This is a genomic window from Pseudomonas sp. Pse1 (assembly GCF_024519635.1).
Taxonomy (GTDB): Bacteria; Pseudomonadota; Gammaproteobacteria; order Pseudomonadales; family Pseudomonadaceae; genus Aquipseudomonas.
The window spans coordinates 64,764-90,877 of record NZ_JALJRO010000002.1 but is presented as its reverse complement, the minus strand read 5'-3'; the positions used below and the strand labels follow the sequence as shown (position 1 = coordinate 90,877).

The 26,114-nt window shown below is 60.6% G+C and carries 23 protein-coding genes; 18 read left to right on the top strand and 5 right to left on the bottom strand.

Annotated elements, in window-relative coordinates:
• Window positions 1-22 precede the first annotated feature (22 nt).
• From argE to NR126_RS03030, 10 genes are all read left to right on the top strand, one after another.
• On the top strand, window positions 23-1,171 hold the full coding sequence (gene argE, locus NR126_RS03075) for an acetylornithine deacetylase (protein WP_027616917.1): 1,149 nt from the start codon (window positions 23-25) through the stop codon (window positions 1,169-1,171).
• Between the two features lie 134 nt (window positions 1,172-1,305).
• On the top strand, window positions 1,306-2,604 hold the full coding sequence (argA, locus tag NR126_RS03070) for an amino-acid N-acetyltransferase (protein WP_027616918.1): 1,299 nt from the start codon (window positions 1,306-1,308) through the stop codon (window positions 2,602-2,604).
• Window positions 2,605-3,073: 469 nt separating this feature from the next.
• A complete protein-coding gene (locus NR126_RS03065; RefSeq protein WP_256829653.1) occupies window positions 3,074-4,447 on the top strand; it encodes an OprD family porin in 1,374 nt (457 codons plus the stop codon).
• Window positions 4,448-4,732: 285 nt separating this feature from the next.
• On the top strand, window positions 4,733-5,371 hold the full coding sequence (locus NR126_RS03060; RefSeq protein ID WP_256829652.1) for a peroxiredoxin: 639 nt from the start codon (window positions 4,733-4,735) through the stop codon (window positions 5,369-5,371).
• 211 nt (window positions 5,372-5,582) lie between these two features.
• Window positions 5,583-6,176 (top strand): NADPH-dependent FMN reductase, encoded by a 594-nt coding sequence (gene ssuE / locus NR126_RS03055; RefSeq protein WP_256829651.1) that lies wholly within the window; start codon window positions 5,583-5,585, stop codon window positions 6,174-6,176.
• A gap of 90 nt (window positions 6,177-6,266) precedes the next feature.
• Entirely contained in the window at window positions 6,267-7,232 is a 966-nt protein-coding gene (locus NR126_RS03050) for a sulfonate ABC transporter substrate-binding protein (protein WP_027616922.1), read from the top strand.
• A gap of 25 nt (window positions 7,233-7,257) precedes the next feature.
• Complete coding sequence (gene ssuD / locus NR126_RS03045; RefSeq protein ID WP_027616923.1) at window positions 7,258-8,406, top strand: FMNH2-dependent alkanesulfonate monooxygenase; 1,149 nt, start codon at window positions 7,258-7,260, stop codon at window positions 8,404-8,406.
• An 8-nt stretch (window positions 8,407-8,414) separates the two neighbouring features.
• Entirely contained in the window at window positions 8,415-9,203 is a 789-nt protein-coding gene (ssuC, locus tag NR126_RS03040; protein ID WP_027616924.1) for an aliphatic sulfonate ABC transporter permease SsuC, read from the top strand.
• Window positions 9,200-10,006: an aliphatic sulfonates ABC transporter ATP-binding protein gene (ssuB, locus tag NR126_RS03035; protein WP_027616925.1), complete on the top strand. Its 807-nt coding sequence runs from the start codon at window positions 9,200-9,202 to the stop codon at window positions 10,004-10,006. The genes ssuC and ssuB overlap by 4 nt, the downstream gene beginning before the upstream one ends.
• 30 nt (window positions 10,007-10,036) lie before the next feature.
• Window positions 10,037-10,252, top strand: a complete 216-nt coding sequence (locus tag NR126_RS03030) for a molybdopterin-binding protein (RefSeq protein WP_003213899.1) — start codon at window positions 10,037-10,039, stop codon at window positions 10,250-10,252.
• A 48-nt stretch (window positions 10,253-10,300) separates the two neighbouring features.
• Here NR126_RS03030 and NR126_RS03025 read toward each other — a convergent pair whose 3' ends face one another.
• A complete protein-coding gene (locus NR126_RS03025; protein WP_027616926.1) occupies window positions 10,301-10,933 on the bottom strand; it encodes a TetR/AcrR family transcriptional regulator in 633 nt (210 codons plus the stop codon).
• Window positions 10,934-11,116: 183 nt separating this feature from the next.
• The gene (locus tag NR126_RS03020) at window positions 11,117-12,493 is read right to left on the bottom strand and encodes a glutamine synthetase family protein (protein ID WP_027616927.1); all 1,377 of its coding nucleotides are present in this window, start codon (window positions 12,491-12,493) and stop codon (window positions 11,117-11,119) included.
• 745 nt (window positions 12,494-13,238) lie between these two features.
• On the opposite strand from NR126_RS03020, the gene NR126_RS03015 reads away from it, so the two are divergent.
• The 7 genes from NR126_RS03015 (at window position 13,239) to NR126_RS02985 (ending at window position 21,581) form a co-directional block, all read left to right on the top strand.
• Window positions 13,239-14,597: a glutamine synthetase family protein gene (locus tag NR126_RS03015; RefSeq protein ID WP_256829650.1), complete on the top strand. Its 1,359-nt coding sequence runs from the start codon at window positions 13,239-13,241 to the stop codon at window positions 14,595-14,597.
• 53 nt (window positions 14,598-14,650) lie between these two features.
• Window positions 14,651-16,012, top strand: coding sequence for an aspartate aminotransferase family protein (locus tag NR126_RS03010; RefSeq protein ID WP_027616929.1), 1,362 nt, complete (start codon window positions 14,651-14,653; stop codon window positions 16,010-16,012).
• A 169-nt stretch (window positions 16,013-16,181) separates the two neighbouring features.
• Window positions 16,182-17,294, top strand: coding sequence for a polyamine ABC transporter substrate-binding protein (locus NR126_RS03005; RefSeq protein ID WP_027616930.1), 1,113 nt, complete (start codon window positions 16,182-16,184; stop codon window positions 17,292-17,294).
• 177 nt (window positions 17,295-17,471) lie between these two features.
• Entirely contained in the window at window positions 17,472-18,569 is a 1,098-nt protein-coding gene (locus tag NR126_RS03000) for a polyamine ABC transporter substrate-binding protein (protein WP_027616931.1), read from the top strand.
• Window positions 18,570-18,643: 74 nt separating this feature from the next.
• Window positions 18,644-19,786, top strand: coding sequence for an ABC transporter ATP-binding protein (locus NR126_RS02995; protein WP_105753616.1), 1,143 nt, complete (start codon window positions 18,644-18,646; stop codon window positions 19,784-19,786).
• A 35-nt stretch (window positions 19,787-19,821) separates the two neighbouring features.
• Complete coding sequence (locus tag NR126_RS02990; protein WP_327192047.1) at window positions 19,822-20,703, top strand: ABC transporter permease subunit; 882 nt, start codon at window positions 19,822-19,824, stop codon at window positions 20,701-20,703.
• Window positions 20,700-21,581, top strand: coding sequence for an ABC transporter permease subunit (locus NR126_RS02985; RefSeq protein ID WP_027616934.1), 882 nt, complete (start codon window positions 20,700-20,702; stop codon window positions 21,579-21,581). The genes NR126_RS02990 and NR126_RS02985 overlap by 4 nt, the downstream gene beginning before the upstream one ends.
• Before the next feature lie 59 nt (window positions 21,582-21,640).
• Here NR126_RS02985 and NR126_RS02980 read toward each other — a convergent pair whose 3' ends face one another.
• Entirely contained in the window at window positions 21,641-21,982 is a 342-nt protein-coding gene (locus NR126_RS02980; RefSeq protein WP_027616935.1) for a carboxymuconolactone decarboxylase family protein, read from the bottom strand.
• Between the two features lie 111 nt (window positions 21,983-22,093).
• Here NR126_RS02980 and NR126_RS02975 point away from each other — a divergent pair, with 111 nt between their 5' ends.
• A complete protein-coding gene (locus NR126_RS02975; protein WP_027616936.1) occupies window positions 22,094-22,999 on the top strand; it encodes an AraC family transcriptional regulator in 906 nt (301 codons plus the stop codon).
• Window positions 23,000-23,009: 10 nt separating this feature from the next.
• Here NR126_RS02975 and NR126_RS02970 read toward each other — a convergent pair whose 3' ends face one another.
• Window positions 23,010-25,409, bottom strand: a complete 2,400-nt coding sequence (locus NR126_RS02970; protein WP_256829649.1) for a penicillin acylase family protein — start codon at window positions 25,407-25,409, stop codon at window positions 23,010-23,012.
• Between the two features lie 103 nt (window positions 25,410-25,512).
• Window positions 25,513-26,091: a DUF6436 domain-containing protein gene (locus tag NR126_RS02965; RefSeq protein ID WP_027616938.1), complete on the bottom strand. Its 579-nt coding sequence runs from the start codon at window positions 26,089-26,091 to the stop codon at window positions 25,513-25,515.
• Between the last annotated feature and the right edge of the window lie 23 nt (window positions 26,092-26,114).

Sequence of the window (26,114 nt, the reverse complement as noted above, 5' to 3'; positions counted from 1 at the left end):
AATCCGCGAGTGGGAGCCAGCGATGCCTTTGCCGTCCATGAAAGACCAGTTCGCTGCATTGATCGCCACGCCGTCGGTCAGTTGTACCCAGGCTCACCTGGATCAGAGCAATCGCCCCGTTATCGACTTGCTGGCGACCTGGCTCGGCGATCTGGGTTTCACCTGCGATATCCAGCAAGTCAGTCCGGGCAAGTTCAATCTGCTCGCCACGCTGGGTTCGGGTCCAGGTGGCCTGGTGCTGGCCGGGCACAGCGATACCGTGCCGTTCGATGGCGCGTTGTGGCAAACCGACCCGCTGAAACTGACTGAAGTCGATGGTCGCTGGATCGGCCTGGGCAGTTGCGACATGAAGGGTTTTTTCGCCCTGGCCATCGAAGCCGTGCTGCCGTTGCTCGGCCAACCGTTCAAACAGCCGCTGATGATCCTCGCCACCTGCGATGAGGAAAGCTCGATGTCCGGTGCCCGCGCCCTCGCGGCCGCCGGCCAGCCACTGGGGCGGGTCGCAGTGATCGGCGAGCCGACAGGGCTCAAGCCGATTCGCCTGCACAAGGGGGTGATGATGGAGCGCATCGACATCCTCGGCCAGAGCGGTCACTCCTCCGACCCGCGCCTGGGGCATAGCGCGCTGGAAGCCATGCACGATGCCATGGGGGAACTGCGTGGCTTGCGCTTGCTCTGGCAGCGCGAATTCCGCAACCCGCAATTCAGCGTGCCGCAACCGACGCTCAACTTTGGCTGTATCCACGGTGGCGACAACCCCAATCGCATCTGCGGGCAATGCTCGCTGGAATTCGATCTGCGGCCACTGCCCGGCATGGACCCCGACGCCTTGCGCACCGCCATTCGGCAGCGACTCGAAGCCGTTGCCGAGCGCCATCAGGTGAAGATCGACTACGCGCCGCTGTTCCCCGAAGTACCGCCGTTCGAGCAACCGGCGGAGTCGGATCTGGTCCAGGTTGCGGAAAGACTGACTGGCCATAGTGCCGAAGCAGTGGCGTTCGGCACCGAAGCGCCTTATCTTCAGCGCCTTGGTTGTGAGACTGTGGTGCTCGGCCCGGGCGACATCGCCTGCGCCCACCAGCCGGGAGAATTCCTGGAAATGTCACGTTTGCAGCCTACGGTGCATCTACTAAGACAACTGATCGAACATTACTGCCTGACCCCGGCGTGAATCCCGGGGCAGTCCAACCGTATTCATAAGGAGAGCGCGCGTGTCGCCAAGCCTGTTCCGACGATAACCACCAGCCCGCTGTGCGTTTTGCCAAGTCCTTTTATCGGCTGCTACTTATTACAGGTACAGGTGCTATGCCCGAATACGTCAACTGGCTTCGTCACGCTTCCCCTTACATCAACGCCCACCGCGATTGCACCTTCGTCGTCATGCTGCCTGGCGACGGCGTCGAACACCCGAATTTCGGCAATATCGTCCACGACCTGGTGCTGCTGCACAGCCTCGGCGTGCGCTTGGTGCTGGTGCACGGCTCGCGTCCGCAAATTGAAACCCGCCTCGCGGCGCGTGGCCTGACCCCGCATTACCACCACGGCATGCGCATCACCGACGCGGCGACCCTGGAATGCGTGATCGATGCCGTTGGCCAATTGCGCATCGCCATTGAGGCACGCCTGTCGATGGACATGGCCTCGTCGCCCATGCAGGGCTCACGCTTGCGTGTGGCCAGCGGCAACCTGGTGACTGCGCGGCCGATTGGCGTGCTCGAGGGCGTGGATTATCACCACACCGGCGAAGTGCGCCGGGTCGACCGCAAGGGCATCAACCGCCTGCTGGATGAGCGCTCCATCGTGCTGCTGTCGCCGCTGGGCTACTCACCGACCGGTGAAATCTTCAACCTTGCTTGTGAAGACGTCGCTACCCGCGCGGCCATTGATTTGGGAGCGGACAAACTGCTGCTGTTCGGTGCCGAAATGGGTCTGATCGGCGAAGACGGGCGGCTGGTGCGCGAGTTGCGCCCACAACAGGTGCCGGCGCACTTGCAGCGCCTGGGGTCAAACTATCAGGGCGAACTGTTGGATGCCGCCGCCGAGGCCTGCCGTGGCGGTGTGGGACGCAGCCACATCGTCAGTTATGCCGAGGACGGTGCGCTGCTCACTGAGCTGTTCACCCGTGACGGTGGTGGCACGCTGGTCGCTCAGGAGCAGTTTGAACTGCTGCGCGAAGCGGCCATTGAAGACGTCGGTGGATTGCTGGATCTGATCAGTCCGCTGGAAGAGCAGGGGATTCTGGTACGTCGTTCCCGAGAGGTGCTGGAGCGTGAGATCGAGCAGTTCAGCGTGGTCGAGCGCGAAGGGATGATCATTGCCTGTGCGGCGTTGTATCAGATTGCCGATTCGGATGCCGGCGAGCTGGCGTGCCTGGCGGTCAATCCGGAATATCGCCACGGTCGTCGTGGCGATGAACTGCTGGAACGGATCGAAAGCCGTGCCCGTGCCCAAGGGCTGAAAACCCTGTTCGTGCTCACCACCCGCACTGCGCACTGGTTCCGTGAGCGCGGCTTCGTGCCCAGCAGCGTCGAGCGCCTGCCGTCGGCACGGGCTTCGCTGTACAACTACCAGCGCAATTCGAAGATCTTCGAAAAAGCCCTCTGACCCCGCCACCACCGCCCTGGCTTTCAATCAAAGCCAGGGTGACAAAAATATTTCAGTCGATACACAAACTGTAACATTTGCCCCGGATGATGCGCTTCGCCCAACGAGGTCGCGCTTTTTGATCATTTTTGACGACCGTCAATGTCTTTTTCAGACGAATGTTCTAAAAAAACTTTTTGAAGTGCCGTTTAGGAATTAGCGGGTGTAGGCGATATCCTGCGCCCGGTTCGGAGAATGCCGTCGCGCTATATTCCAGAATCATATGAAAAACTATGAAATAATTCTTTTTGGGTTTATCGAAAAGTCATTAACCTGAACACACCGAATCATGCGGTTAGACCATGGTCGTAGACACGCCTTGTTACGATTGACTTGGCGGATGCGCTCAGACGCTAATCGCGCATCTGTGGAACCGGGGCGACAGACTCTGGACCAGAAACACAAAAATTAGAAACGAGAGGAGTGATACATGAACAAGTCCACCTTGGCCCTGGCTGTGGCCGTAGGGGTTGTCGCGCAGCAGGCAGGCGCCGCCGGTTTTATCGAAGACAGCAAGGCCACCCTGGGCCTGCGTAACTTCTATATCAACACGGATAACCGCGACAACAACACCAAAGCTGCCGGTGCGCAGAACAAGCAGGAAGAGTGGGGCCAAGGCTTCGACCTGCGTTTCACCTCGGGCTACACCCAGGGCACGGTAGGCTTCGGTCTTGATGCCATCGGCCTGGTGGGCGTGAAGCTGGATTCCGGCGGCGGCACCAACGGCGCAACCGCTACTTCGTACGGCGGCACCGTGTTCCCGAGCAAGTCCAACGGTGAAGCCGTTGATAACTTCTCCAGCCTGGGCCTGACCGCCAAGGCCAAGATCTCCCAGACCGAACTGAAATTGGGCACCCTGCAGCCAAAACTGCCAGTGATCGTGACCAACGACGGTCGTCTGCTGCCGCAAACCTTCCAGGGCGGCCAGATCACCACTAACGAGATCAAGGACCTGACCTTGGTCGGCGGCCAGATCGAGCACGCCAAGGGCCGTAACTCGAGCAACAACGAAGAGTTGTCGATTGCCGGCGCCAACAGCCCGACTGCTTCGGGTCGCGACAGCAACAAGTTCATCTACGGTGGTGGCGACTACAAGATCACCAAGGACCTGACTGCCCAGTACTACTACGGCAACCTGGATAACTTCTACAAGCAGCACTTCCTGGGCCTGATCCACAGCTGGGCGATCGGCCCGGGCGTGTTGAAGTCCGATCTGCGCTACTTCAACAGCCGCGATGACGGTGCCAACGGCAACGATCCTGCGTACTACACCACCGGTGACTATGGTACTGGCATCACCAAGGGCAAGGTCGACAACAACCTGTACAGCGGCTTGTTCCTGTACACCGTTTCCGGCCACACCTTCGGTGGCGGTTACCAGGTCAGCAACGGCGACAGCGATTTCCCTTGGCTGAACCAGGGTGACGGCTCGTCGGCTTACCTGACTACCGACATGCAAATCGCCAAGTTCGCCCGTGCTGGCGAACGTACCTGGCAGGCTCGCTACTCCTATGACTTCGCCCAGATTGGCGCGCCAGGCCTGACCGCCGGTATCGTCTACCTGCGCGGCGACGACATCGACACCTCCGGTAACGTCGGTACCAGCAAGCCGCAGACCAAGGTCAACGTGACTGGCGCAAGCGAGTGGGAACGAGACCTGACCGTGGCTTACGTCGTGCCTCAGGGCCCGCTGAAAAACCTCGGCCTGACCTGGAAAAACGCCATGTGGCGCAACGACATCCCAGGTCAACGCGACCAGGACGAAAACCGCCTGATCGTCAGCTACTCGATCCCGCTGTTGTAACAGCGCGGTTCGCAGTCGACGAAAAAAGCCCCGCCCGGCATCACGCCGGGCGGGGCTTTGTCTTGCAGGAAGGCCCGCCCCCGCGGGTGCTTCCTCACTTCCCTCTCTACAGCAACTCAAGGCCTTCTCGAACCTTGGCGCCAGAGTGGCCGCTGCGCGTGCGAGCGTCCAGTGAACAGAAATTTAATATTCTTTACGGTTCTAAATAAATCGATATTTATTCTTTTTAATTAATAAAAAGACGAGGCACAGTAGGTTCATCACGCACTCACAAGGAGCCGCACCATGAGCCTCAAACTCGGCGATATCGCCCCCGATTTCCAACAGGATTCCAGCGCCGGCACCATCCGCTTCCACGAGTGGCTGGGCGATAGCTGGGGCGTGCTGTTTTCCCATCCGGCCGACTTCACGCCGGTGTGCACCACCGAGCTGGGCTTCACCGCCAGACTCAAGGACGAATTTTCCCAGCGTGGCGTCAAGGCCATTGCCCTGTCGGTCGACCCGGTGGATTCACACCACCGCTGGATCGAGGACATCAACGAAACCCAGGACACCCAGGTCAACTTCCCTATCCTCGCCGACGCCGACCGCAAGGTCTCCGACCTCTACGACCTGATTCACCCGAACGCCAACGACACCCTGACCGTGCGCTCGCTGTTCGTCATCGACCCGAACAAGAAGGTTCGGCTGACCATCACCTATCCAGCCAGCACCGGGCGCAACTTCCACGAAATCCTGCGGGTGATCGACTCCCTGCAACTCACCGACAGCCACAAGGTGGCCACGCCGGCCAACTGGCAGGACGGCGATGAGGTGGTGATCGTGCCTTCGCTCAAGGACGAAGCGGAAATTGCCCAGCGCTTCCCCAGAGGCTATCGCGCCGTGAAGCCTTACTTGCGTCTGACTCCACAACCGAATCGCTGATATAGCCGTACCGATTTATCCAAAGCAGGGGTTTTCAGGCCGTTTCGACGGCCTTTTTTTATGGGCGATCGAAAGCTGTTTCCATATATCTGTAATGAATAACCAAATGAATAAATATGATTTATGGATATAAAAAACACCTGTTAAGGTTGCTTCAACCAACGCGAGATCGCCGCCGCGAATCGCCCATAACGCGCAAGGAATCAAGGCAATGCTGGTCGTCTCACTCGGAGGAAGTCCCAGCCAACGCTCCCGTTCAGGGGTGCTGCTGGAGCGCTGCCAACGCTGGTTGCAACAACAGGGAGTGGAAGTGGTGAGTTACCAGGTACGGGACTTCCCGGCCGAGGACTTGCTGCATGCACGCTTCGACAGCCCGAAGGTGATAGACCTGCTGCAACAGATTGAAAATGCCGATGGCCTGGTGATCGCCACCCCAGTGTACAAGGCGTCGTTTTCCGGGGCGCTGAAAACCCTGCTGGACTTGCTGCCTGAGCGTGCCCTGAGTCACAAGGTGGTGTTGCCAATGGCCACGGGCGGCAGCATCGCCCACATGCTGGCGGTGGACTACGCGCTCAAGCCGGTGTTGTCGGCGCTCAAGGCCCAGGAAATGCTCCAGGGAATTTTTGCCGAGGACAGCCAGATCGCCTACGGCGAAGGCAGTGCCCAGGCGAAGCTGGCGCCGGAACTGGAACAGCGTCTGCACGAAGCGTTGGAACAGTTTGTCGGCGCTCTGGCCCGACGTCCCAAGCCACTGGATCCCCAGTTGTTGAATGAACGTTTGTTGAGTGCTCGCTGGAGCATTTAAGCCTCACCTACCCACTGAAGTACTGGCCTTACTCGCCCGCTAACGGGCAAGCAGGTGCAGCCAAAACCCTACTGCAAAAAGGAGAGCGCCATGCGCCCTGTCATTTTGCGTCGCGGTCTGGTCGCTCTGTTTGTTGCGGCTGTGTCCTTCGGCGCCATTACTCAAGCTCAGGCCGAAACCCTGCGAATCGGCTATCAAAAATACGGCACCCTGGTGCTGCTCAAGGCCAAGGGCACCCTGGAAAAAAGCCTCGCCGCCCAAGGCGTCGACGTGCAATGGACCGAGTTCCCCGGCGGTCCGCAACTGCTTGAAGGCCTGAACGTTGGCTCGATCGACTTCGGCGTGACCGGCGAAACCCCGCCAGTGTTCGCCCAAGCGGCCGGTGCCAATCTGCTCTACGTCGCCTACGAACCACCAGCGCCTCACAGTGAAGCGATCCTGGTGCCGAAGGACTCGGCGATCAAGTCGGTACAGGACCTCAAGGGCAAGAAAGTCGTGCTCAACAAGGGCTCCAACGTGCACTACCTGCTGGTGCGCGCCCTCGAAGACGCCGGCCTCAAATACAGCGACATCCAGACCGTATTCCTGCCACCGGCCGATGCCCGTGCTGCCTTCGAGCGCGGCAGCGTTGACGCCTGGGTGATCTGGGACCCGTACCAGGCCGCCGCCGAACAGCAGTTGCAGGCGCGCACCCTGCGTGACGGCAAGGGCATCGTCGACAACCATCAGTTCTACCTCGCCACCAAACCCTACGCCGAGCAACACCCGGCCGTGATCAAGACCCTGGTGGACCAGGTACGTGCTGTTGGCGAGTGGTCGCAAGCGAACCCTGAAGACGTGACCAAACAGGTCGCACCGCTGCTCGGCCTGCCAGCCGACATCACCTTGACTTCAGTGAAACGCCAAGGCTACGGCGCGCATTTCCTCACCCCGGAAGTGGTCGCGGCGCAGCAGAAAATCGCCGACAGCTTCTACCAGCTCAAGTTGATTCCCAAACCCCTGAGCATCAAAGACGTGATCTGGACGCCCCCGGCGACCGTTGCCAACGCACAGTAATCCGACTTCCCAAGGAGACCACTCCATGAGCCTCAATATTTTCTGGTTCCTGCCTACCCACGGCGACGGCCATTACCTTGGCACCGCTGAAGGCGCGCGCGCCGTTGACCATGGCTACCTGCAACAAGTCGCGCAAGCGGCGGATCGCCTGGGCTTCGGCGGGGTGCTGATTCCCACCGGACGCTCCTGCGAAGATTCGTGGCTGGTTGCCGCCTCGCTGATCCCGGTGACCCAGCGCCTGAAGTTCCTGGTTGCCCTGCGCCCCGGGATCATTTCCCCGACGGTGGCAGCGCGGCAGGCGGCGACCCTGGATCGCTTATCCGGTGGGCGTGCGCTGTTCAACCTGGTGACGGGCGGCGATCCGGAAGAGTTGGCCGGTGATGGTCTGTTTTTGACTCACGAGGAGCGCTACCAGGCCTCGGTGGAATTCACCCGAATCTGGCGCCGTGTGCTGGAAGGCGAGACGGTCGACTACGACGGTCAGCACATCAGCGTGAAGGGCGCGAAACTGCTCTATCCGCCGATCCAGCAGCCGCGTCCGCCGCTGTATTTCGGCGGGTCTTCGGAAGCCGCGCAGGATCTGGCCGCCGAGCAGGTGGAGATGGTCCTGACCTGGGGCGAGCCGCCGGCTGCGGTGGCAGAGAAGATCGCTCAGGTACGCGAAAAAGCCGCGAAGCTGGGACGCACCGTGCGCTTTGGTATTCGTCTGCACGTGATTGTCCGCGAGACCAACGCCGAAGCCTGGCAGGCGGCGGATCGGCTGATCTCGCACCTGGACGACGACACTATTGCCCGCGCCCAGGCCTCCCTGGCGCGCTTCGATTCAGTGGGCCAGCAACGCATGGCCGCGCTGCATGGCGGCAGCCGCGACAACCTGGAAGTCAGCCCCAATCTGTGGGCAGGGGTCGGCCTGGTACGCGGTGGTGCCGGTACGGCGCTGGTGGGCGATGGTCCGACCGTGGCTGCGCGGGTTAAGGAGTACGCGGAGCTGGGCATCGACACCTTTATCTTCTCCGGTTATCCACACCTGGAAGAGTCGTACCGGGTGGCCGAGCTGCTGTTCCCGCATCTGGACGTGGTGCGCCCGGAGCTTCCGAAAAGCGCCGGCTACGTCAGTCCGTTCGGCGAGATGGTGGCCAACGACATTCTTCCCAAAGCCGCGTCGCAGAGCTGAGGCGCGTTATGAAGAAGCAAACGCTTATCCACAGTCTCGCGCCCTGGGCCTTGCCGTTGCTGTTGCTGGCGGTGTGGCAGTTGTCGGTGTCGGCGGGCTGGTTGTCGACGCGGATTTTGCCGGCGCCGATCGCGGTGATCGAGGCCGGTGTGAACCTGGTGCAGAGCGGCGAAATCTGGAAACACCTGGCCATCAGCGGCTGGCGCGCCGGGCTCGGTTTTGTCATCGGCGGTGGGATTGGCCTGGCGTTGGGGTTTATCACCGGGCTGTCGAAATGGGGCGAACGCCTGCTCGACAGCTCGGTGCAGATGATCCGCAACGTGCCACACCTGGCGTTGATTCCGCTGGTGATCCTGTGGTTCGGCATCGACGAGTCGGCGAAGATTTTCCTGGTGGCCCTGGGCACCTTGTTCCCGATTTACCTCAACACCTACCACGGCATCCGTAACGTCGACCCGGCGCTGGTGGAGATGGCCCGCAGTTATGGCCTGAGTGGTTTCAGCCTGTTCCGTCAGGTGATCCTGCCGGGGGCGCTGCCCTCGATTCTGGTGGGCGTGCGTTTTGCCCTGGGCTTCATGTGGCTGACGCTGATCGTCGCCGAAACCATTTCCGCCAGCTCCGGCATCGGCTACCTGGCGATGAATGCCCGGGAGTTCCTGCAGACCGACGTGGTGGTGCTGGCAATTGTTTTGTACGCGGTGCTCGGCAAGTTGGCCGACCTCGCGGCTCGCGGTCTTGAGCGTGTGTGGTTGCGCTGGCATCCGGCTTATCAAGTGGTCAAGGGAGGTGCGGCATGACGGCTCAACAACCGCCGCGCCTGCTGCGCGGGATTCCGCTGGTAGTGCGCAAACTGCAAAAGACTTTTGGCGCGCGGCAGGTGCTGCGCGAGATCGATCTGCATATTCCGGCCGGGCAGTTTGTCGCCGTGGTCGGTCGCAGCGGCTGCGGCAAGAGCACTCTGCTGCGCTTGCTGGCCGGTCTCGATCAGCCCACCGAAGGCGAGCTGCTGGCCGGCTCCGCGGCGCTCAGCGAAGCGCGGGAAGACACCCGGCTGATGTTCCAGGAAGCGCGTTTGCTGCCGTGGAAAAAGGTCATCGACAACGTCGGCCTCGGCCTCAAGGGCAATTGGCAGCAACAGGCGCTGGATGCCCTCGAAGCTGTGGGCTTGGCGGATCGCGCCCATGAGTGGCCGGCGGCCTTGTCCGGCGGACAGAAGCAGCGCGTGGCATTGGCTCGGGCGTTGATCCACAAACCACGCCTGTTGTTGCTCGACGAGCCTTTGGGGGCGCTGGATGCCCTGACCCGGATTGAGATGCAGCAATTGATCGAACGCCTGTGGCAGCAGCACGGCTTCACCGTATTGCTGGTGACCCACGACGTCAGCGAAGCGGTGGCGATTGCCGACCGCGTACTGCTGATTGAAGAGGGCGAGATTGGCCTGGACCTGCACGTCGAACTGCCGCGCCCTCGGGCTCGCGGCTCTCATCGACTGGCAGCGCTGGAAACTGAAGTGCTCAACCGAGTGTTGGCCGTGCCGGGCGTACCGCCTGACCCGGAACCCGTTTCACCCTTGCCTACGCAACTGCGCTGGGCGCAATAACCTTACTTTCTCAAGACAGGAATCAAGCGCATGACTATCAAAGCCATTAACGTCCGCAACCAGTTCAAAGGCACCATCAAGGAAATCGTCGAAGGCGACGTGCTGTCGGAAATCGACGTGCAAACCGCCTCGGGTATCGTCACTTCAGTGATCACCACGCGTTCGGTCAAGGAGCTGGAGCTGGTGATCGGCAGCGAAGTGATCGCCTTCGTCAAATCCACCGAGGTGTCGATCGCCAAGTTGTAAGCGGTGCGCAACGAGCAACCCCGACGGGTGTGAACCCTTCGGGGTTTTTTATGCGTGGCGCTTGGGCAGGTAGGGCGGCAGGTACAGGCCCAGGTAGGCGTCGAAGACGCGCATGCCTTCCTCGGCCATGCGCGGGGTGATTTGCCCGTGCTGTTGCACCGAACGGGCGTAAACCCGGTCGCCGAGCTCCATGGCCAGGGCGAACACATCGACATCTTCGGGCAGCCTCGGCAGTTCGAAGTGATGGTCGAAGAGTTTGTGCATCAGGTCGCCCAGTTCGATGTCGTGCTGGCGGTCGGCCTGGGTCACTTCGGTCAGGCCATGTTGGGCCAGGATCAACTGGCGAGCGGCGGCGTCTTCGCTGTAGATCACCAACATGCGCTCTTCCACCAGCCGCGACAGATCGCGCCAGCTGTGCAGCGTCGCAGTGTCTATCGGTGCTTGCAGGCAGGCACGAAACGCGGCGTGCACGTCGGCGGTCAGGGCTTCGAGCAGGGCTGGGACGCTGGCGAAGAAGTGGTAGACCGAGGAGGGTGGGATCTCGGCGCGTTCGGCCACGCTGTAGATCGACAGGCTGGCCACGCCCTCGGCCGCCAGCAGAGTACGGGCCGCGTCGAGAATCGAGTCGATGCGGGCCTGGCTGCGAGCGCGGGGTTTTCGGGCGGTGGCGATGCGGGTCATTGAACTCTCCTACAGGGCAGCGGGCATTGTACGAGGCGGGTTGGGTGTTGTCTTGTAGCCCGCCTTCGCGAGCAGGCTCGCTCCCACATTTTCGATTTTCGCCACGGACCCGCGAACCGAGAAAGGCGGCCATAAAAAAACGCCGCAGGCTGTGAGGCCGGCGGCGTTTTTCAGAGCAACCGCTTAAACGGTATGCAGGTACCAGTTGTACTCGAGGTCGGAGATGGAGTGTTCGAACTCCTCCAGCTCACTCTCTTTACAGGCGACAAAGATATCGATGTATTTCGGGTCGATGTACTTGGCCATCACCTCACTGTCGTCCAGCTCGCGCAGGGCATCGCGCAGGTTGTTCGGCAGGCTCTGCTCGTTCTGCTCGTAGCTGTTGCCTTCAACCGGAGCATTCGGTTCGATCTTGTTGGTCAGGCCGTGATGCACGCCTGCCAGGACCGAAGCCATCAGCAGGTACGGGTTGGCATCGGCGCCGGCAACACGATGTTCGATACGCACGGCGTCGGCGGCACCAGTTGGTACGCGAATCGCCACGGTGCGGTTGTCCAAGCCCCAGCATGGCGAGTTCGGCACGTAGAACTGTGCGCCGAAACGACGATAGGAGTTGACGTTCGGGCAGAGGAAGGCCATCTGCGCCGGTAGGGTCTCGAGCACACCGCCGATCGCGTGACGCAGTGCGGCGTTCTGCTCGGGATCCTCGCTGGCAAAAATGTTCTTGCCGTCTTTATCAAGAATCGAGATGTGGACATGCAGACCGTTGCCCGCCTGGCCCGGGTAAGGCTTGGCCATGAAGGTGGTGTCCATCTCATGGTCGTAGGCGATGTTCTTGATCAGGCGCTTGAGCAGTACCGCGTAGTCGCAGGCCTTGATCGGGTCGGCGACGTGGTGCAGGTTCACTTCGAACTGCGCCGGGGCACTTTCCTTGACGATGGCGTCAGCCGGGATGCCTTGTTCCTTCGCACCTTCCAGGATGTCCTGGAGGCAGTCGACGTATTCGTCGAGGTCGTCGATCAGGTAGACCTGTGTCGAGTGCGGGCGTTTACCGGAGACCGGTGAGCGCGGTGGCTGCGGACGACCGTTCACGTTCTCCTGGTCGATCAGGTAGAACTCCAGTTCGAACGCGGCGCATATAGTCAGGCCCATTTCGTCGAACTTGCGCACGACATTGGCCAGCACCTCACGCGGGTCGGCGAAGAACGGCTCGCCTTCGAGTTCGTGCATGGTCATCAGCAATTGCGCGGTTGGACGCTTCTGCCACGGCTCGTTGCACAGGGTGTCAGGGATTGGATAACAGATTCGGTCAGCATCACCGATGTCCAGGCCCAGGCCGGTGCTTTCCACCGTAGAACCGTTGATATCCAGGGCAAAGAGGGAGGCCGGCAGGTTGATGCCTTTCTCGTAAACCTTGTGGAGACTGGTGCGTTCGATGCGCTTGCCGCGCACCACACCATTCATATCCGCAATCAGAAGGTCAACGTACAGAACCTCAGGATGTTCCTTAAGGAACGCGTTCGCTTCGTTAAGCTGAACGGCACGCGGGGGTACCGACATGATGCAACACCTTTGTTGTTAAAAATATCAATCATTGATCTTTTCGGATTCCAGTCAACCCGAACGGCATGCTTAAGTCAAGCGAGGGCTTTTTTGCCCTAAAAAAGCGCTCGAAAGGCATTTCTGAGGCAGTTTGGGGCGTTTTAGTGCCTTTCCCTTGTTTGCCAGCTGCGGGTTTGAGCGGGCCGTGTTGTATTTTTTACGGGGGTGTTGTGTAAAAAAATGAACAAGGCTAAGCTCGGATCAAACCCATAACAGCAATAATACCGGGGTGTTTCATGTCTCGCCGGCCGTCAATCGGCATCGCCGCCTGCTCTGTGCAGATCGGCCTGCAGGCTTGCCATATCAGTGGCGACAGCTTCGTCCGCGCTCCAGGCGCAAGGGCCAACGACCTGCCGACGGTGCCGAATAGGCTGTCGGCGTCCGTTATTCTGGACGCACCGCAAAAACTGTTATTTACCCGGTCTTCTTCCACTGTAGAACCTTTTCACTATAGCGGCCCTGCGTGTTCTGCGGGAGCTGCTCATGATTCTGCACGCGATTCCACTTTCAGCCTGTTGCCGCGCCGTGCTGTTGCGGTTTCTGCACGCACGGCTTTTGCATCAGGCTTGCACAGCCAGCCACAAGGGCAGGTAAGCTCTAGCTCGCACGTCCTGGGCGTCTCCCAGGTCTGCCAACGCGACGCGGACGCGTCAAACAACGCCCGGCCCCTAATGAAGCCGGGACACTCAGCCCAGAGGCATTTATGAGTAACAACCTCGACCAGCTCACCGATTGGTTGAAAGACCACAAGATCACAGAAGTCGAATGCATGATTGGCGACTTGACCGGGATCACCCGCGGCAAGATCTCGCCAACCAACAAGTTCATTGCCGAAAAAGGCATGCGCCTGCCCGAGAGTGTGCTGTTGCAGACAGTGACGGGCGACTATGTCGAAGACGACATCTATTACGAACTGCTCGACCCGGCCGACATCGACATGATCTGCCGCCCCGACCAGAACGCGGTGTTCCTCGTGCCATGGGCCATCGAGCCGACCGCGCAGGTGATTCACGACACCTACGACAAGCAGGGCAACCCGATCGAGCTGTCGCCACGCAACGTCCTCAAGAAAGTCCTCAAACTCTATTCCGACAAGGGCTGGCAGCCGATCGTGGCGCCGGAAATGGAGTTCTACCTGACCAAGCGCAGTGACGACCCGGATTACCCGTTGCAACCGCCGGTTGGCCGTTCCGGACGTCCGGAAATCGGTCGCCAATCGTTCTCTATCGAAGCGGCCAACGAATTCGACCCGCTGTTCGAAGACGTCTACGACTGGTGCGAACTGCAGGAGCTGGATCTCGATACGCTGATCCACGAAGACGGCACGGCGCAGATGGAAATCAACTTCCGTCACGGCGACGCGCTGTCCCTGGCCGACCAGATCCTGGTGTTCAAGCGCACCATGCGCGAGGCCGCGCTCAAGCACAACGTGGCCGCCACGTTCATGGCCAAGCCGATGACCGGCGAGCCTGGCAGCGCCATGCACCTGCACCAGAGCATTATCGAAATCGAGACCGGCAAGAACGTCTTCTCCAATGAAGACGGGAGCATGAGCCAGTTGTTCCTCAACCACATCGGCGGCCTGCAGAAATTCATCCCTGAACTGCTGCCGCTGTTCGCGCCCAACGTCAACTCGTTCCGCCGCTTCCTGCCGGACACTTCGGCGCCGGTGAACGTCGAGTGGGGCGAAGAAAACCGTACCGTGGGCCTGCGGGTGCCGGATGCCGGCCCTCAAAACCGTCGGGTGGAAAACCGCCTGCCGGGTGCCGACGCCAACCCGTACCTGGCGATTGCCGCGAGCCTGCTGTGCGGCTACATCGGCATGGTCGAAGGTATCAACCCAAGCGCGCCTGTGGTGGGTCGTGGTTACGAGCGGCGCAACCTGCGTCTGCCGCTGACCATCGAAGACGCTCTGGAACGCATGGAAAACAGCAAGACCATCGAGAAGTACCTGGGTCACAACTTCATCACTGGCTACGTCGCGGTCAAGCGGGCCGAGCATGAAAACTTCAAGCGCGTGATCAGCTCATGGGAACGGGAATTCCTGTTGTTCGCCGTCTGACACGCCGGGTGCGGCCCTCAAAAGCCGCACTCCAACCTCACTAGGAGAGCTTTATGAGCAACAACCCGCAAACCCGTGAATGGCAGAACCTGAGCGCCGAACACCACCTGGCCCCCTTCAGTGACTTCAAGCAATTGAAGGAAAAAGGCCCGCGTGTCATCACCAGCGCCAAGGGCGTTTACCTGTGGGACAGCGAAGGCAATCAGATCCTCGACGGCATGGCCGGCCTGTGGTGCGTGGCCATCGGTTACGGCCGCGACGAGTTGGCCGAGGCTGCCAGCAAGCAGATGCGCGAGTTGCCGTACTACAACCTGTTTTTCCAGACCGCTCACCCGCCCGTCCTCGAACTGGCCAAGGCAATTTCCGATATCGCGCCAGCAGGCATGAACCACGTGTTCTTCACCGGTTCCGGCTCCGAAGGCAATGACACCATGCTGCGCATGGTTCGCCACTACTGGGCGATCAAAGGTCAGCCAAACAAGAAAGTCATTATCAGCCGCAAGAACGGCTACCACGGTTCGACCGTGGCCGGCGCCAGCCTGGGCGGCATGACCTACATGCACGAACAGGGCGACTTGCCGATCCCGGGCATCGTGCACATTCCGCAGCCGTACTGGTTCGGTGAAGGCGGCGACATGACCCCGGAAGAATTCGGGATCTGGGCTGCCAACCAGTTGGAAGAAAAGATTCTCGAAGTCGGTGTCGACAACGTCGGCGCCTTCATTGCCGAGCCGATCCAGGGCGCCGGCGGCGTGATCGTGCCGCCAGAAAGCTACTGGCCGCGCATCAAGGAAATCCTCGCCAAGTACGACATCCTGTTCGTCGCCGATGAAGTGATTTGCGGTTTCGGCCGTACCGGCGAGTGGTTCGGCAGCGATTTCTACGACCTCAAGCCCGACATGATGACCATCGCCAAGGGCCTGACTTCCGGCTACATCCCGATGGGTGGTCTGATCGTGCGCGATTCTGTGGTCGAAGTGCTGAACGAAGGCGGCGATTTCAACCACGGATTCACCTACTCCGGTCACCCGGTAGCGGCGGCTGTTGCCCTGGAAAACATCCGCATCATGCGCGAAGAGAAGATTATCGAGCGCGTTCAGGAAGAAACGGCACCGTATTTGCAAAAGCGTCTGCGTGAACTCAACGATCATCCATTGGTGGGTGAAGTTCGCGGGGTAGGGTTGCTGGGCGCTATCGAACTGGTTCAGGACAAAGCCACGCGCAAACGTTACGAAGGCAAGGGCGTGGGCATGATCTGCCGGCAGTTCTGCTTCGACAACGGGCTGATCATGCGCGCGGTTGGCGACACCATGATCATCGCGCCGCCACTGGTGATTACCAAGGCGGAAATCGATGAGCTGGTGAGCAAGGCACGCAAGTGCCTGGACCTGACCCTGAGTGTGTTGCAGGGCTAAGTGCTAGGCTCTGAGCGGGAGTTGTATGAACTTTCGCTCAGAGCGGTCAGAAAGCTTGGCCTTTCCTTGAAAGACCGCCATGGATGTTGCCAGACTAGCCACCGTTCCAAATGCCCGGGTTCGGCGCGGAACAGGTGGTTCAAAAAAGCAAAAATTTGGAGCATTACGCATGAAGGCACTCGGTAAAAAGCTCGCCGGCAAGACACTCCTTGCCATGTCCCTGATGGGCATCATGGCGGGCGCGGTTCAGGCAGATGACAAAGTCTTGCACGTGTACAACTGGTCCGATTACATCGCGCCGGACACCATCAAGAAGTTTGAAGACGAGTCGGGCATCAAGGTTGTCTACGACGTCTTCGACAGTAACGAAACCCTCGAAGCCAAGTTGCTGGCCGGCAAGTCCGGTTACGACATCGTGGTGCCTTCGAACAACTTCCTGGCCAAGCAGATCAAGGCCGGCGTCTACCAGAAGCTGGACAAGTCCAAGCTGCCGAACTGGAAGAACCTGAACACCGATCTGCTCAAGGCCGTTTCGGTCAGCGACCCGGGTAACGAGCACGCCTTCCCGTACATGTGGGGCTCGATCGGCATCGGCTTCAACGCCGAGAAGGTCAAGGCCGCGCTGGGTCCGGATGCACCGACCAATTCCTGGGACCTGATCTTCAAACCGGAAAACGCCGCCAAGCTGAAATCCTGTGGCATCAGCGTGCTGGATTCGCCAACCGAGATGATCCCGGTGGCCCTGCACTACCTGGGCTACCCGACCGACAGCCAGGACAAGAAACAACTGGCCGAGGCCGAGGCACTGTTCCTCAAAGTTCGTCCTTCGATCGGTTACTTCCACTCCTCCAAGTACATTTCCGACCTGGCCAACGGCAACATCTGCGTGGCGATCGGCTACTCGGGTGACATCTATCAGGCCAAGACTCGCGCCGCCGAAGCCGGTGACAAGGTCAAGGTCAGCTACAACATTCCCAAAGAAGGTGCAGGCAGCTTCTACGATATGGTCGCCATCCCTAAAGATGCCGAAAACGTCGAAGGCGCCTACAAGTTCATGACCTTCCTGCAGAAGCCGGAAATCATGGCGGAAATCACCAACGCCGTACGCTTCCCGAACGGTAACGCCGCTGCAACCCCACTGGTTGATAAAGACATCACCAGTGACCCGGGCGTTTACCCACCGGCAGACGTGCTGGCCAAGCTGTACGCGATTGCCGACCTGCCGGCCGCGACCCAGCGGATCCTGACTCGCAGCTGGACCAAGATCAAATCGGGTAAATAAGTATCTGTAGGAGCGAGCCTGTCGATTCGACAGGCTCGTTCGTACAAGGATCTTTTTAAAGTTTGCTGGATCGGTTTATCGAGGGTAAGTTGCGCGCCGGTTTTGTTCCCAGGCAGTCCAGACTGTCCGGTAACGCTGGGCAACTTGCGCCCAACTAATTTGAGAGAGGACCTCCACGTGGCCATTTTTTCTTTGTTGCGCAAAGCCATGCTGGTTGGCGCCGGGTTGACACTGGCTGCCAGTGTTCAAGCCGCCGGCACCGTGCATATTTATAACTGGTCGGATTACATCGGCGAGACCACCCTGGCGGACTTCCAGAAAGCCACCGGTATCAAGCCGGTGTACGACGTGTTCGATTCCAACGAGACCCTGGAAGGCAAGTTGCTGGCCGGGCGCACCGGCTATGACGTGGTGGTGCCGTCCAACCACTTCCTGGGCAAGCAGATCAAGGCCGGGGCGTTCCAGAAGCTCGACAAGTCGCTGTTGCCGAACTACAGCAACCTCGATCCGGTGCTGCTCAAGCGCCTGGAACAGAACGACCCGGGCAACCTGTATGCCGTACCGTACCTGTGGGGTACCAACGGCATCGGCTACAACGTCGACAAAATCAAAGAGGTGCTGGGCGTCGACAAAATCGACTCCTGGGCGGCGGTGTTCGAGCCGGAAAACATCAAGAAGCTGCAAAGCTGCGGTGTGGCCTTCCTCGATTCGGCTGACGAGATGATGCCGACGGTCCTCAACTACATGGGCCTGGATGCCAACAGCACCAACCCTGAGGACTACAAAAAGGCCGAAGCCAAGTTGCTCGCGGTGCGCCCTTATGTGACCTACTTCCACTCCTCCAAGTACATCGGCGACCTGGCCAACGGCGACATCTGCGTCGCCATCGGCTTCTCCGGCGACATGTTCCAGGCGAAAAACCGCGCGGCGGAAGCGAAGAAGGGCGTGAACATCGCTTACTCGATTCCGAAAGAGGGCGGCGCTCTGTGGTTCGACATGCTGGCGATTCCCAAGGATTCGGCCAACGTCAAACAGGCCCATGCCTTCATCAATTACCTGCTCAAGCCAGAGGTGATCGCCCAGGTCAGCGACTACGTGGGCTACGCCAACCCGAACCCGGCGTCGGACAAATTGATGGAGCAGTCGATCCGCGAAGACGAATCGGTGTATCCACCCCAGGCCGTGCTCGACAAGACCTACGTGTCGATCGAACTACCGCCGAACATTCAACGGCTGATGACCCGCAGCTGGACCAAGGTCAAGTCGGGTAAATAGTGACAAAGGCTCAAACTATCCAAGGTTGGCTCACCTTGAGCGACCTGCACTCTTTTGTTTTGGGAGTTTCGTAAATGGCAGTTGCCTCCGGCGCCTATAAGAAAGCCCTCGAGGGCGACCAGACACCGAAACAGGTGTTGGTCAAAATCGACCGGGTCACGAAGAAGTTCGACGAGACGATTGCCGTGGACGACGTGTCCCTGGAAATCAAGAAAGGCGAAATCTTCGCCTTGCTCGGCGGATCGGGTTCGGGCAAATCCACCTTGCTGCGCATGCTCGCCGGTTTCGAGCGACCGACCGAAGGGCGAATCTTCCTCGATGGTGTAGACATCACCGATATGCCGCCGTACGAGCGGCCGATCAACATGATGTTCCAGTCCTATGCATTGTTCCCGCACATGACCGTGGCGCAGAACATCGCCTTCGGCCTCAAGCAGGACAAGATCCCGGCCGCCGAGGTCGATGCGCGTGTGGCGGAGATGCTCAAGCTGGTACAGATGAGCCAGTACGCCAAGCGCAAGCCGCACCAGCTTTCCGGCGGCCAGCGTCAGCGTGTGGCCCTGGCCCGTTCCCTGGCCAAGCGTCCGAAGCTGCTGCTGCTCGACGAACCGATGGGTGCCCTCGACAAGAAACTGCGCTCGCAGATGCAGTTGGAACTGGTTGAGATCATCGAGCGCGTTGGCGTGACCTGCGTGATGGTGACCCACGACCAGGAAGAGGCCATGACCATGGCCGAGCGCATCGCGATCATGCACCTGGGCTGGATCGCGCAGATCGGCAGCCCGATCGACATCTACGAAACTCCGACCAGCCGCCTGGTCTGCGAATTCATCGGCAACGTCAACATCTTCGAAGGTGAAGTGGTGGACGACGCCGAGGGCCACGCCCTGATCACCTGCAAGGATCTGGACCGCAATATCTACGTCGGCCACGGCATCAGCACCTCGGTCCAGGACAAGTCGGTGACTTACGCGATTCGTCCGGAGAAGCTGCTGGTCACCGCCGACATGCCGACCTGCGAGTACAACTGGTCGAGCGGCAAGGTCCACGATATTGCCTACCTCGGCGGCCACTCGGTGTTCTACGTCGAATTGCCGAGCGGCAAGCTGGTGCAGTCGTTCGTCGCCAACGCCGAGCGTCGCGGCCAGCGGCCAACCTGGGGTGACCAGGTCTACGTCTGGTGGGAAGACGACAGCGGCGTGGTACTGCGCTCATGAACATGCGAAAGCTCAAACGCCGACTCAATCGAATAATTCCCGGTGGCCGGCAGTTGGTCATCGGGGTTCCGTTCCTCTGGCTGTTCCTGTTCTTCATGCTGCCGTTCTTCATCGTCCTGAAGATCAGCTTCGCCGAAGCAGACGTGGCGATTCCGCCGTATACCGAGATCTACAGCTTCGTTGAACAGAAGCTGCAGGTGCTGCTCAACCTCGGCAACTACGTGTTGCTCAGCGAGGATGAGCTGTACATCGCCGCCTACCTCGGCTCGTTGAAGATGGCGCTGATCAGCACCACCCTTTGCCTGTTGATCGGTTATCCGATGGCCTACGCCATCGCCAGTGCGCGCAAGGAAATGCAGACCGTGCTGGTGCTGCTGATCATGATGCCGACCTGGACCGCGATCCTGATCCGCGTCTATGCGTGGATGGGCATCCTCAGCAACAACGGCTTGCTCAACGGTTTCCTGATGAGCATGGGGTTTATCAGCGAGCCGCTGCAGATCCTCAACACCAACCTCGCGGTGTATATCGGCGTGGTCTATTCGTACCTGCCGTTCATGATCCTGCCGCTCTACGCCAACCTGGTGAAGCACGATACCAGCCTATTGGAAGCGGCTTCCGACCTGGGTTCCAGCACCTTCAACAGCTTCTGGAAAATCACTATTCCACTGTCGAAGAACGGCATCATCGCCGGCTGCATGCTGGTGTTCATTCCGGTAGTGGGTGAGTTCGTGATCCCGGAACTGCTCGGCGGTCCGGAAACCCTGATGATCGGTAAAGTGCTCTGGCAAGAGTTCTTCAACAACCGTGACTGGCCGGTGGCGTCCGCCCTGGCAGTGGTGATGCTGGCGATCCTGATTGTGCCGATCATCCTGTTCAACCGCAGTCAGGCCAAGGAAATGGAGGGTAAAGAATGAAGCGCTTCCGTTTCTCCAGCCTGATGCTGGTAGTGGGTCTGTTGTTTATCTACCTGCCGATGCTGATCCTGGTGATCTACTCGTTCAACGCCTCGAAACTGGTGACGGTGTGGGGCGGCTGGTCGATCAAGTGGTACGTCGGCCTGCTGGATAACACCCAACTGATGGGCTCGGTGGTGCGCTCGCTGGAAATCGCCTGCTACACCGCGATTGCCGCGGTGGCGCTGGGGACCCTGGCAGCGTTTGTGCTGACCCGGATCACCCACTTCAAGGGCCGCACGCTGTTCGGCGGCCTGGTGACGGCACCCTTGGTCATGCCGGAAGTGATCACCGGTCTGTCGCTGTTGCTGCTGTTCGTGGCCATGGCGCAAATGATCGGCTGGCCACAGGAGCGCGGCCTGGTCACGATCTGGATCGCCCACACTACGTTCTGCGCGGCCTATGTTGCGGTGGTGGTGTCGGCCCGTCTGCGTGAGTTGGACATGTCCATCGAAGAGGCGGCCATGGACCTCGGTGCGCGGCCGTGGAAGGTGTTCTTCCTGATCACCATCCCGATGATCGCGCCGTCGCTGGCGGCGGGCGGCATGATGTCGTTCGCTCTGTCCCTCGACGACCTGGTGCTCGCCAGCTTCGTCTCGGGCCCGGGCTCGACGACCTTGCCGATGGAAGTGTTCTCGGCGGTGCGCCTGGGCGTGAAGCCGGAGATCAACGCGGTGGCCAGCCTGATCCTGCTGGCGGTGTCGATCGTGACCTTCCTGGTCTGGTTCTTCAGCCGTCGTGCCGAAGAAAACCGCAAGCGCGCGATTCAGCAAGCCATCGAAGAAAGCGCCGCCGACTCCTGGAAACAACCGGAAGTCCGCCGGCCGCAGGCGGTTTGATAGGGGAGTGGGAAAGGGAGCGGGCAAGCCCGCTCCCACAATTATTCTCCATCAGTCCATCAGCCCTTCAACGCATCATGCGCCTCCAGCGCACGCAGCGAGAACACGTACGCCGCACCGGCATTCAGAGAAATCGCCGTGGCCAAGGTCGCAGCAATCTCCTCACGGGTCGCGCCGGCCTTGATCGCGGCATCGGTGTGCACGCCGATGCAACCGTCGCAGCGGGTGGTAATGGCGACTGCGATGGAAATCAGCTCGCGGGTCTTGGCATCCAGCACGTTGTTCTCTTCGGCGGCTTCACCCAATGCCATATAGGCCTTGACCATCTTCGGATTGGTTTTGCCCAGGCCACCGAAGGCCTTCTGGATAGTGGGCAGCAGTTCGGACCAATTGTTGAACATTGCGTTATCTCCTGAGCAGGTTGGGGTGTACTGTTGCGGCAGATACAGTGTTGTCCACCCGGGTCAGGCGCGTTTGCCCGATCCGCTCAGTTATTTATCCAATCGTCGCAAATGAACTCGATCGATAAATTGATTGCCCTCGCCAGCCTGCGCGGCAGCCTCGACCTGCGCTGTCAGTTCCAGGGCGACTGGGCGCTGGATCACCCGGCCGACCGGCGCGGGCTGGCGCCGTATCACATCGTCCTGACGGGCACCTGCCACGCTGAACTGTCCGGCGGGCAGCGGGTGCGCCTGAACGCCGGCGACGTGCTGCTGCTGCCTGGTGGCTCGACCCATCTGCTGCGCAGCGAGGGTGCGCGGATCGCCCCCAGTGTGCCGCGGGTGATCGCTGGTGGGCTGCTGCCGATGCACCGCATGGGCAGTGACGAGCCGGAGGTCGATATGCTCTGCGGCAGCTTCCACTACAACCCACAGTCCCTGCTGTTTTCGGCCCTCCCGGAATACCTGGTGATCTCCAGTCGCGAAAGCCAGGTCGATGCACAACTGGTGGCGCTGATTGCACTGCTGCGCGGCGAAGCGGATGGCAATCAGCCGGGTGCACGGTTCTTCGTCGATGCGCTGTCGTCGGCGATGTTCACCCTGATTCTGCGCGCGCACCTGGCCGGGCAATCGCCGGCGAGCGGCACCCTGGCCTTGCTCGCGGACAAGCGCCTGAGCCGTGCCTGGCAAGCGATGCTGGCCGATCCCGGGCACGACTGGACCATCGACAGCCTGGCCGCCGCTGCGACGATGTCGCGGGCCACCTTCATGCGTGCCTTTGTGCGGGTTGCCGGGGTCTCGCCCTGGGTGCTGCTGACCCAGGTGCGCATGGAGTTGGCGTACAGCCTCTTGGGGCAGTCCGGCCTGAGCCTGAACGACATCGCCGCCCAGGTTGGTTATCAATCCCAGGCAGCGTTCAGCAAGAAGTTCAAGGACACTTACGGCGAGGCCCCGGGGCGGGTGCGCCAGAGCCTGTAGGCGCCGAGTGTCAGCGGGCCGGCAACAGCTTCAAGGTGCTGCGGGTGTTGGCGGCCACTTCCTCTTCGCTGAAATGCGCCTGATGGTAGATCCCTTCGATGTAGGCCTCCGCCTGATCCTCATAGTGCGTGTTGAACGGCACGCCGCTTTGCCCGATCGGGTTGATGGTCAGGGCATGGGCCGGGTCGGCGAAGTCGATGATGCGGCGGGTCGAAGGGCCGTAGGTCACAGGCCAGGGTGCCGGGCCGATTTTTGCGGTGAGGTTGTTCGGCACTTCATGGCTACCCGGCGCCTCGAATGGCCCGATGTTGAAGATCCGGTCCAGCGGCTTTTGCATGCCCAGCGGATGGCCGTGAGTCAGGGTGTGGGCCTTGCCCCATTGCCACTGCGTGCTGTCTGTCCCGAGGGTGCCCTTGAGGTGGGCGAGGCTGGCGTTCCAGGCGGCCTTGACGACATCAGCACGGGTTTGCGCGGTGCCGCTGCTGCGGTTGTTCCACCAGGGTGAGTCGGCGTTGGCGGCCAGCCGGGGCAGGGCGGCATCGATGACCCGAGTCGAGAGCAGGGTGTCGAAGAAGCTGTCGCCTAGTTCGTCGTGCAGCGCGCCATACGCCAGGTCGTAGAGGAACTGGTTGAACAACGTGGCGCTGGTGGAATCCAGCGGGTAGTCACCTTTCCACGCCGCCAGTTGTTCCAGCAGTTTCAGCTCCGCGGAATCACTGACCACTTCACGCAATACCGGTAACAGCGGTGCGAGTGTGCGCGGACCATAGTGGGTAGTGGTGCCCAGTTGCAGTTTCTGCGTGCCTTCGACGTCCCACTTCACGCTGTTGTCGCTCAACTGCTGGTTCAGTTTCTGGCCACGATCCGCCAGGTTGTAGTAGCCGGGAATCTCCATGCCGGTGGGCGACAGCGGCTGGAAGTTGGCGGAAACGATGTAACCGCGTGCCGGGTTTTCTTCCTGGGGGTTGGCGCTGAACGGGTAGAAACCGTCCTTGTCCGCCTGGTTGCTGCTGCCGTCGAGAATGAACTCCGGCTTGACCCCGGCCGGACGCTTGGGCAATTGCGCGGCGGCCCACCAGCCGATGTCCCCTTTGGCATTGGCCCAGACGATGTTCAGGCCCGGTGCCTGGACCTTGGAGGAGGCGGTGCGGGCCTTGGCCAGGGTGTCGGCGCGGTTGAGCTGGTAGAAACCTTCGAGGATCGGGTTTTGCGTCTCGAGAAACGCCCACCACATGGCAATCGGTGTCTTGCCGGCGGTGGCGCCCAGTACGTCGTTGATGATCGGCCCGTGGGGCGACTGACGCAGGGTCAGGTTCACCGGCTCCTGACCCTTCACCGCGATCTGCTGCTCGGTGCTGACCAGGTCCACCCATTGCCCGCGATACCAGACTTGATTGGCATTGTCCGGATTGACCTTCTCGGCGATCAGGTCGAGGTCATCGTTCTGGAACATGGTCAGGCTCCAGCCGAAATCCATGTTGTGGCCGAGGAAGGCGAACGGCACCAGCGCCTGGTGGTGGCCGTACAGTTCAAAGCCGGGCGCCGACAGTTGCGCCTCGTACCAAACTGCCGGGGCCGAGAAACGAATGTGCGGGTCACCGGCCAGCAGCGGTTTTCCACTTTGGGTGCGACTGCCGGCAATCGCCCAGGCATTGCTGCCCTCGAACTGCGGCAGGCCGTGCTCGGCCAGCGCCTGCTCACTGAGGCGGGCCAAGGCGTTGAGGTCCTTCCAGTCGGCGGCGCTGAGGGCCGGCGCGGAGCCGGGTTTCTCGACAAGCACGCCCTTGGGCTGCCAGTCGAGGTCGAAGATGTTCAGGTAGTCGCTGCCCAGTTGATCACGGACATAGGTCAGCACCGGCTCGGTACGAAAGGCTGCGGCAAAGCTGTAGGCCATGTAGCCGGCGGCGCTGATGCTGTCCTGGGCGGTGAACGGCCGCTTGCGGATCCCCAACACGTCGAACTCCACCGGTGCGGCGTGGCTGTCTTGATACTGGTTGATCCCGTCCAGATAAGCCAGCAGGGCCTTCCACTCTGGGGATTGCTTGTCGAGCGCGGCCACGTAGGTTTCGGCACGCTCGCGGATGCGCAGGCTGCGGAACAGCTTGTCGGTGTCGACCAGTTTCGGCCCCAACACCTCCGCCAACTCACCGCGAGCCAGGCGGCGCATGATTTCCATCTGAAACAAGCGGTCTTGAGCCTGCACATAGCCAAGAGCCCGATACAGGTCGGTCTCGTTGGTGGCCCGAATGTGCGGCACCCCACGCTCGTCATAACGCACCGTCACTGCGCCTTCGAGGTGTTGCAACTGCACCTGGCCCTGGCGGGTGGGTTGTTTGCTATACACATACCAGCCGGCGCCTGCGGCGAGCAGGACGAGCAGCAAGGCCAGCAGGGTCATGACGCGCTTCATGGAGACTCCTTGTTCTTTTTGGAATGCCGCCTGTCGGGGCGGTCAAGATGTAGCACAGCCCTTGCCTGCCGGGGATGTCCGACCTTGAAAAGTCCGGAATGCCCTAGGGTGTTTCACTGGCCCACGGGCAATAACACCCCACCGCCAGGGTGTTGGTGGCATTGACCGGACGACCCTCGCTAAGCGCCTGCAAAATCGGCTCAATGAAGCTGTTGCTGGAATTGCAAGTCAGGCCTTCGCTGTAGGGGCCGAAGTAGGCGAGTTTGCCGCCGCGGTCCCAGATGGCGACGGCTGGGCTGGCGGGGATCTGGGTGGAGCCGGGGAGGACGTCGAGGGTTTTCAGGCCACTGAGGGTGCTGGGCAACTGGCCCTGGCTGCCGGGTTTTTGCACGGCGAAGAATTGCACGCCCTGGGGCCCGTAGTGTTCGAGCAGTTCGGCGAGGTGCTGCTGGTTGCCGACGTTGCACGGGCAGGACGGGTCCCAGAAGTGTACGACGCGGATCGAACCGGGACCGGCGAGGTGGTCGGGCAGGCGCAGCGGATCGCCGGAAAATACGGCGGTGTGCTCGCTGAAGGCGCGCAGGTAGCGGCCCTGGAACCAGTCGTAGGCCGCCCACAGCACGCCGGCGCAGATCAGTGCGATCAGGGTGGCAAACAATGTCGTGCGGGTGTGGGGGCGCATGTGAAAGCATCCTTGGCGGTCGC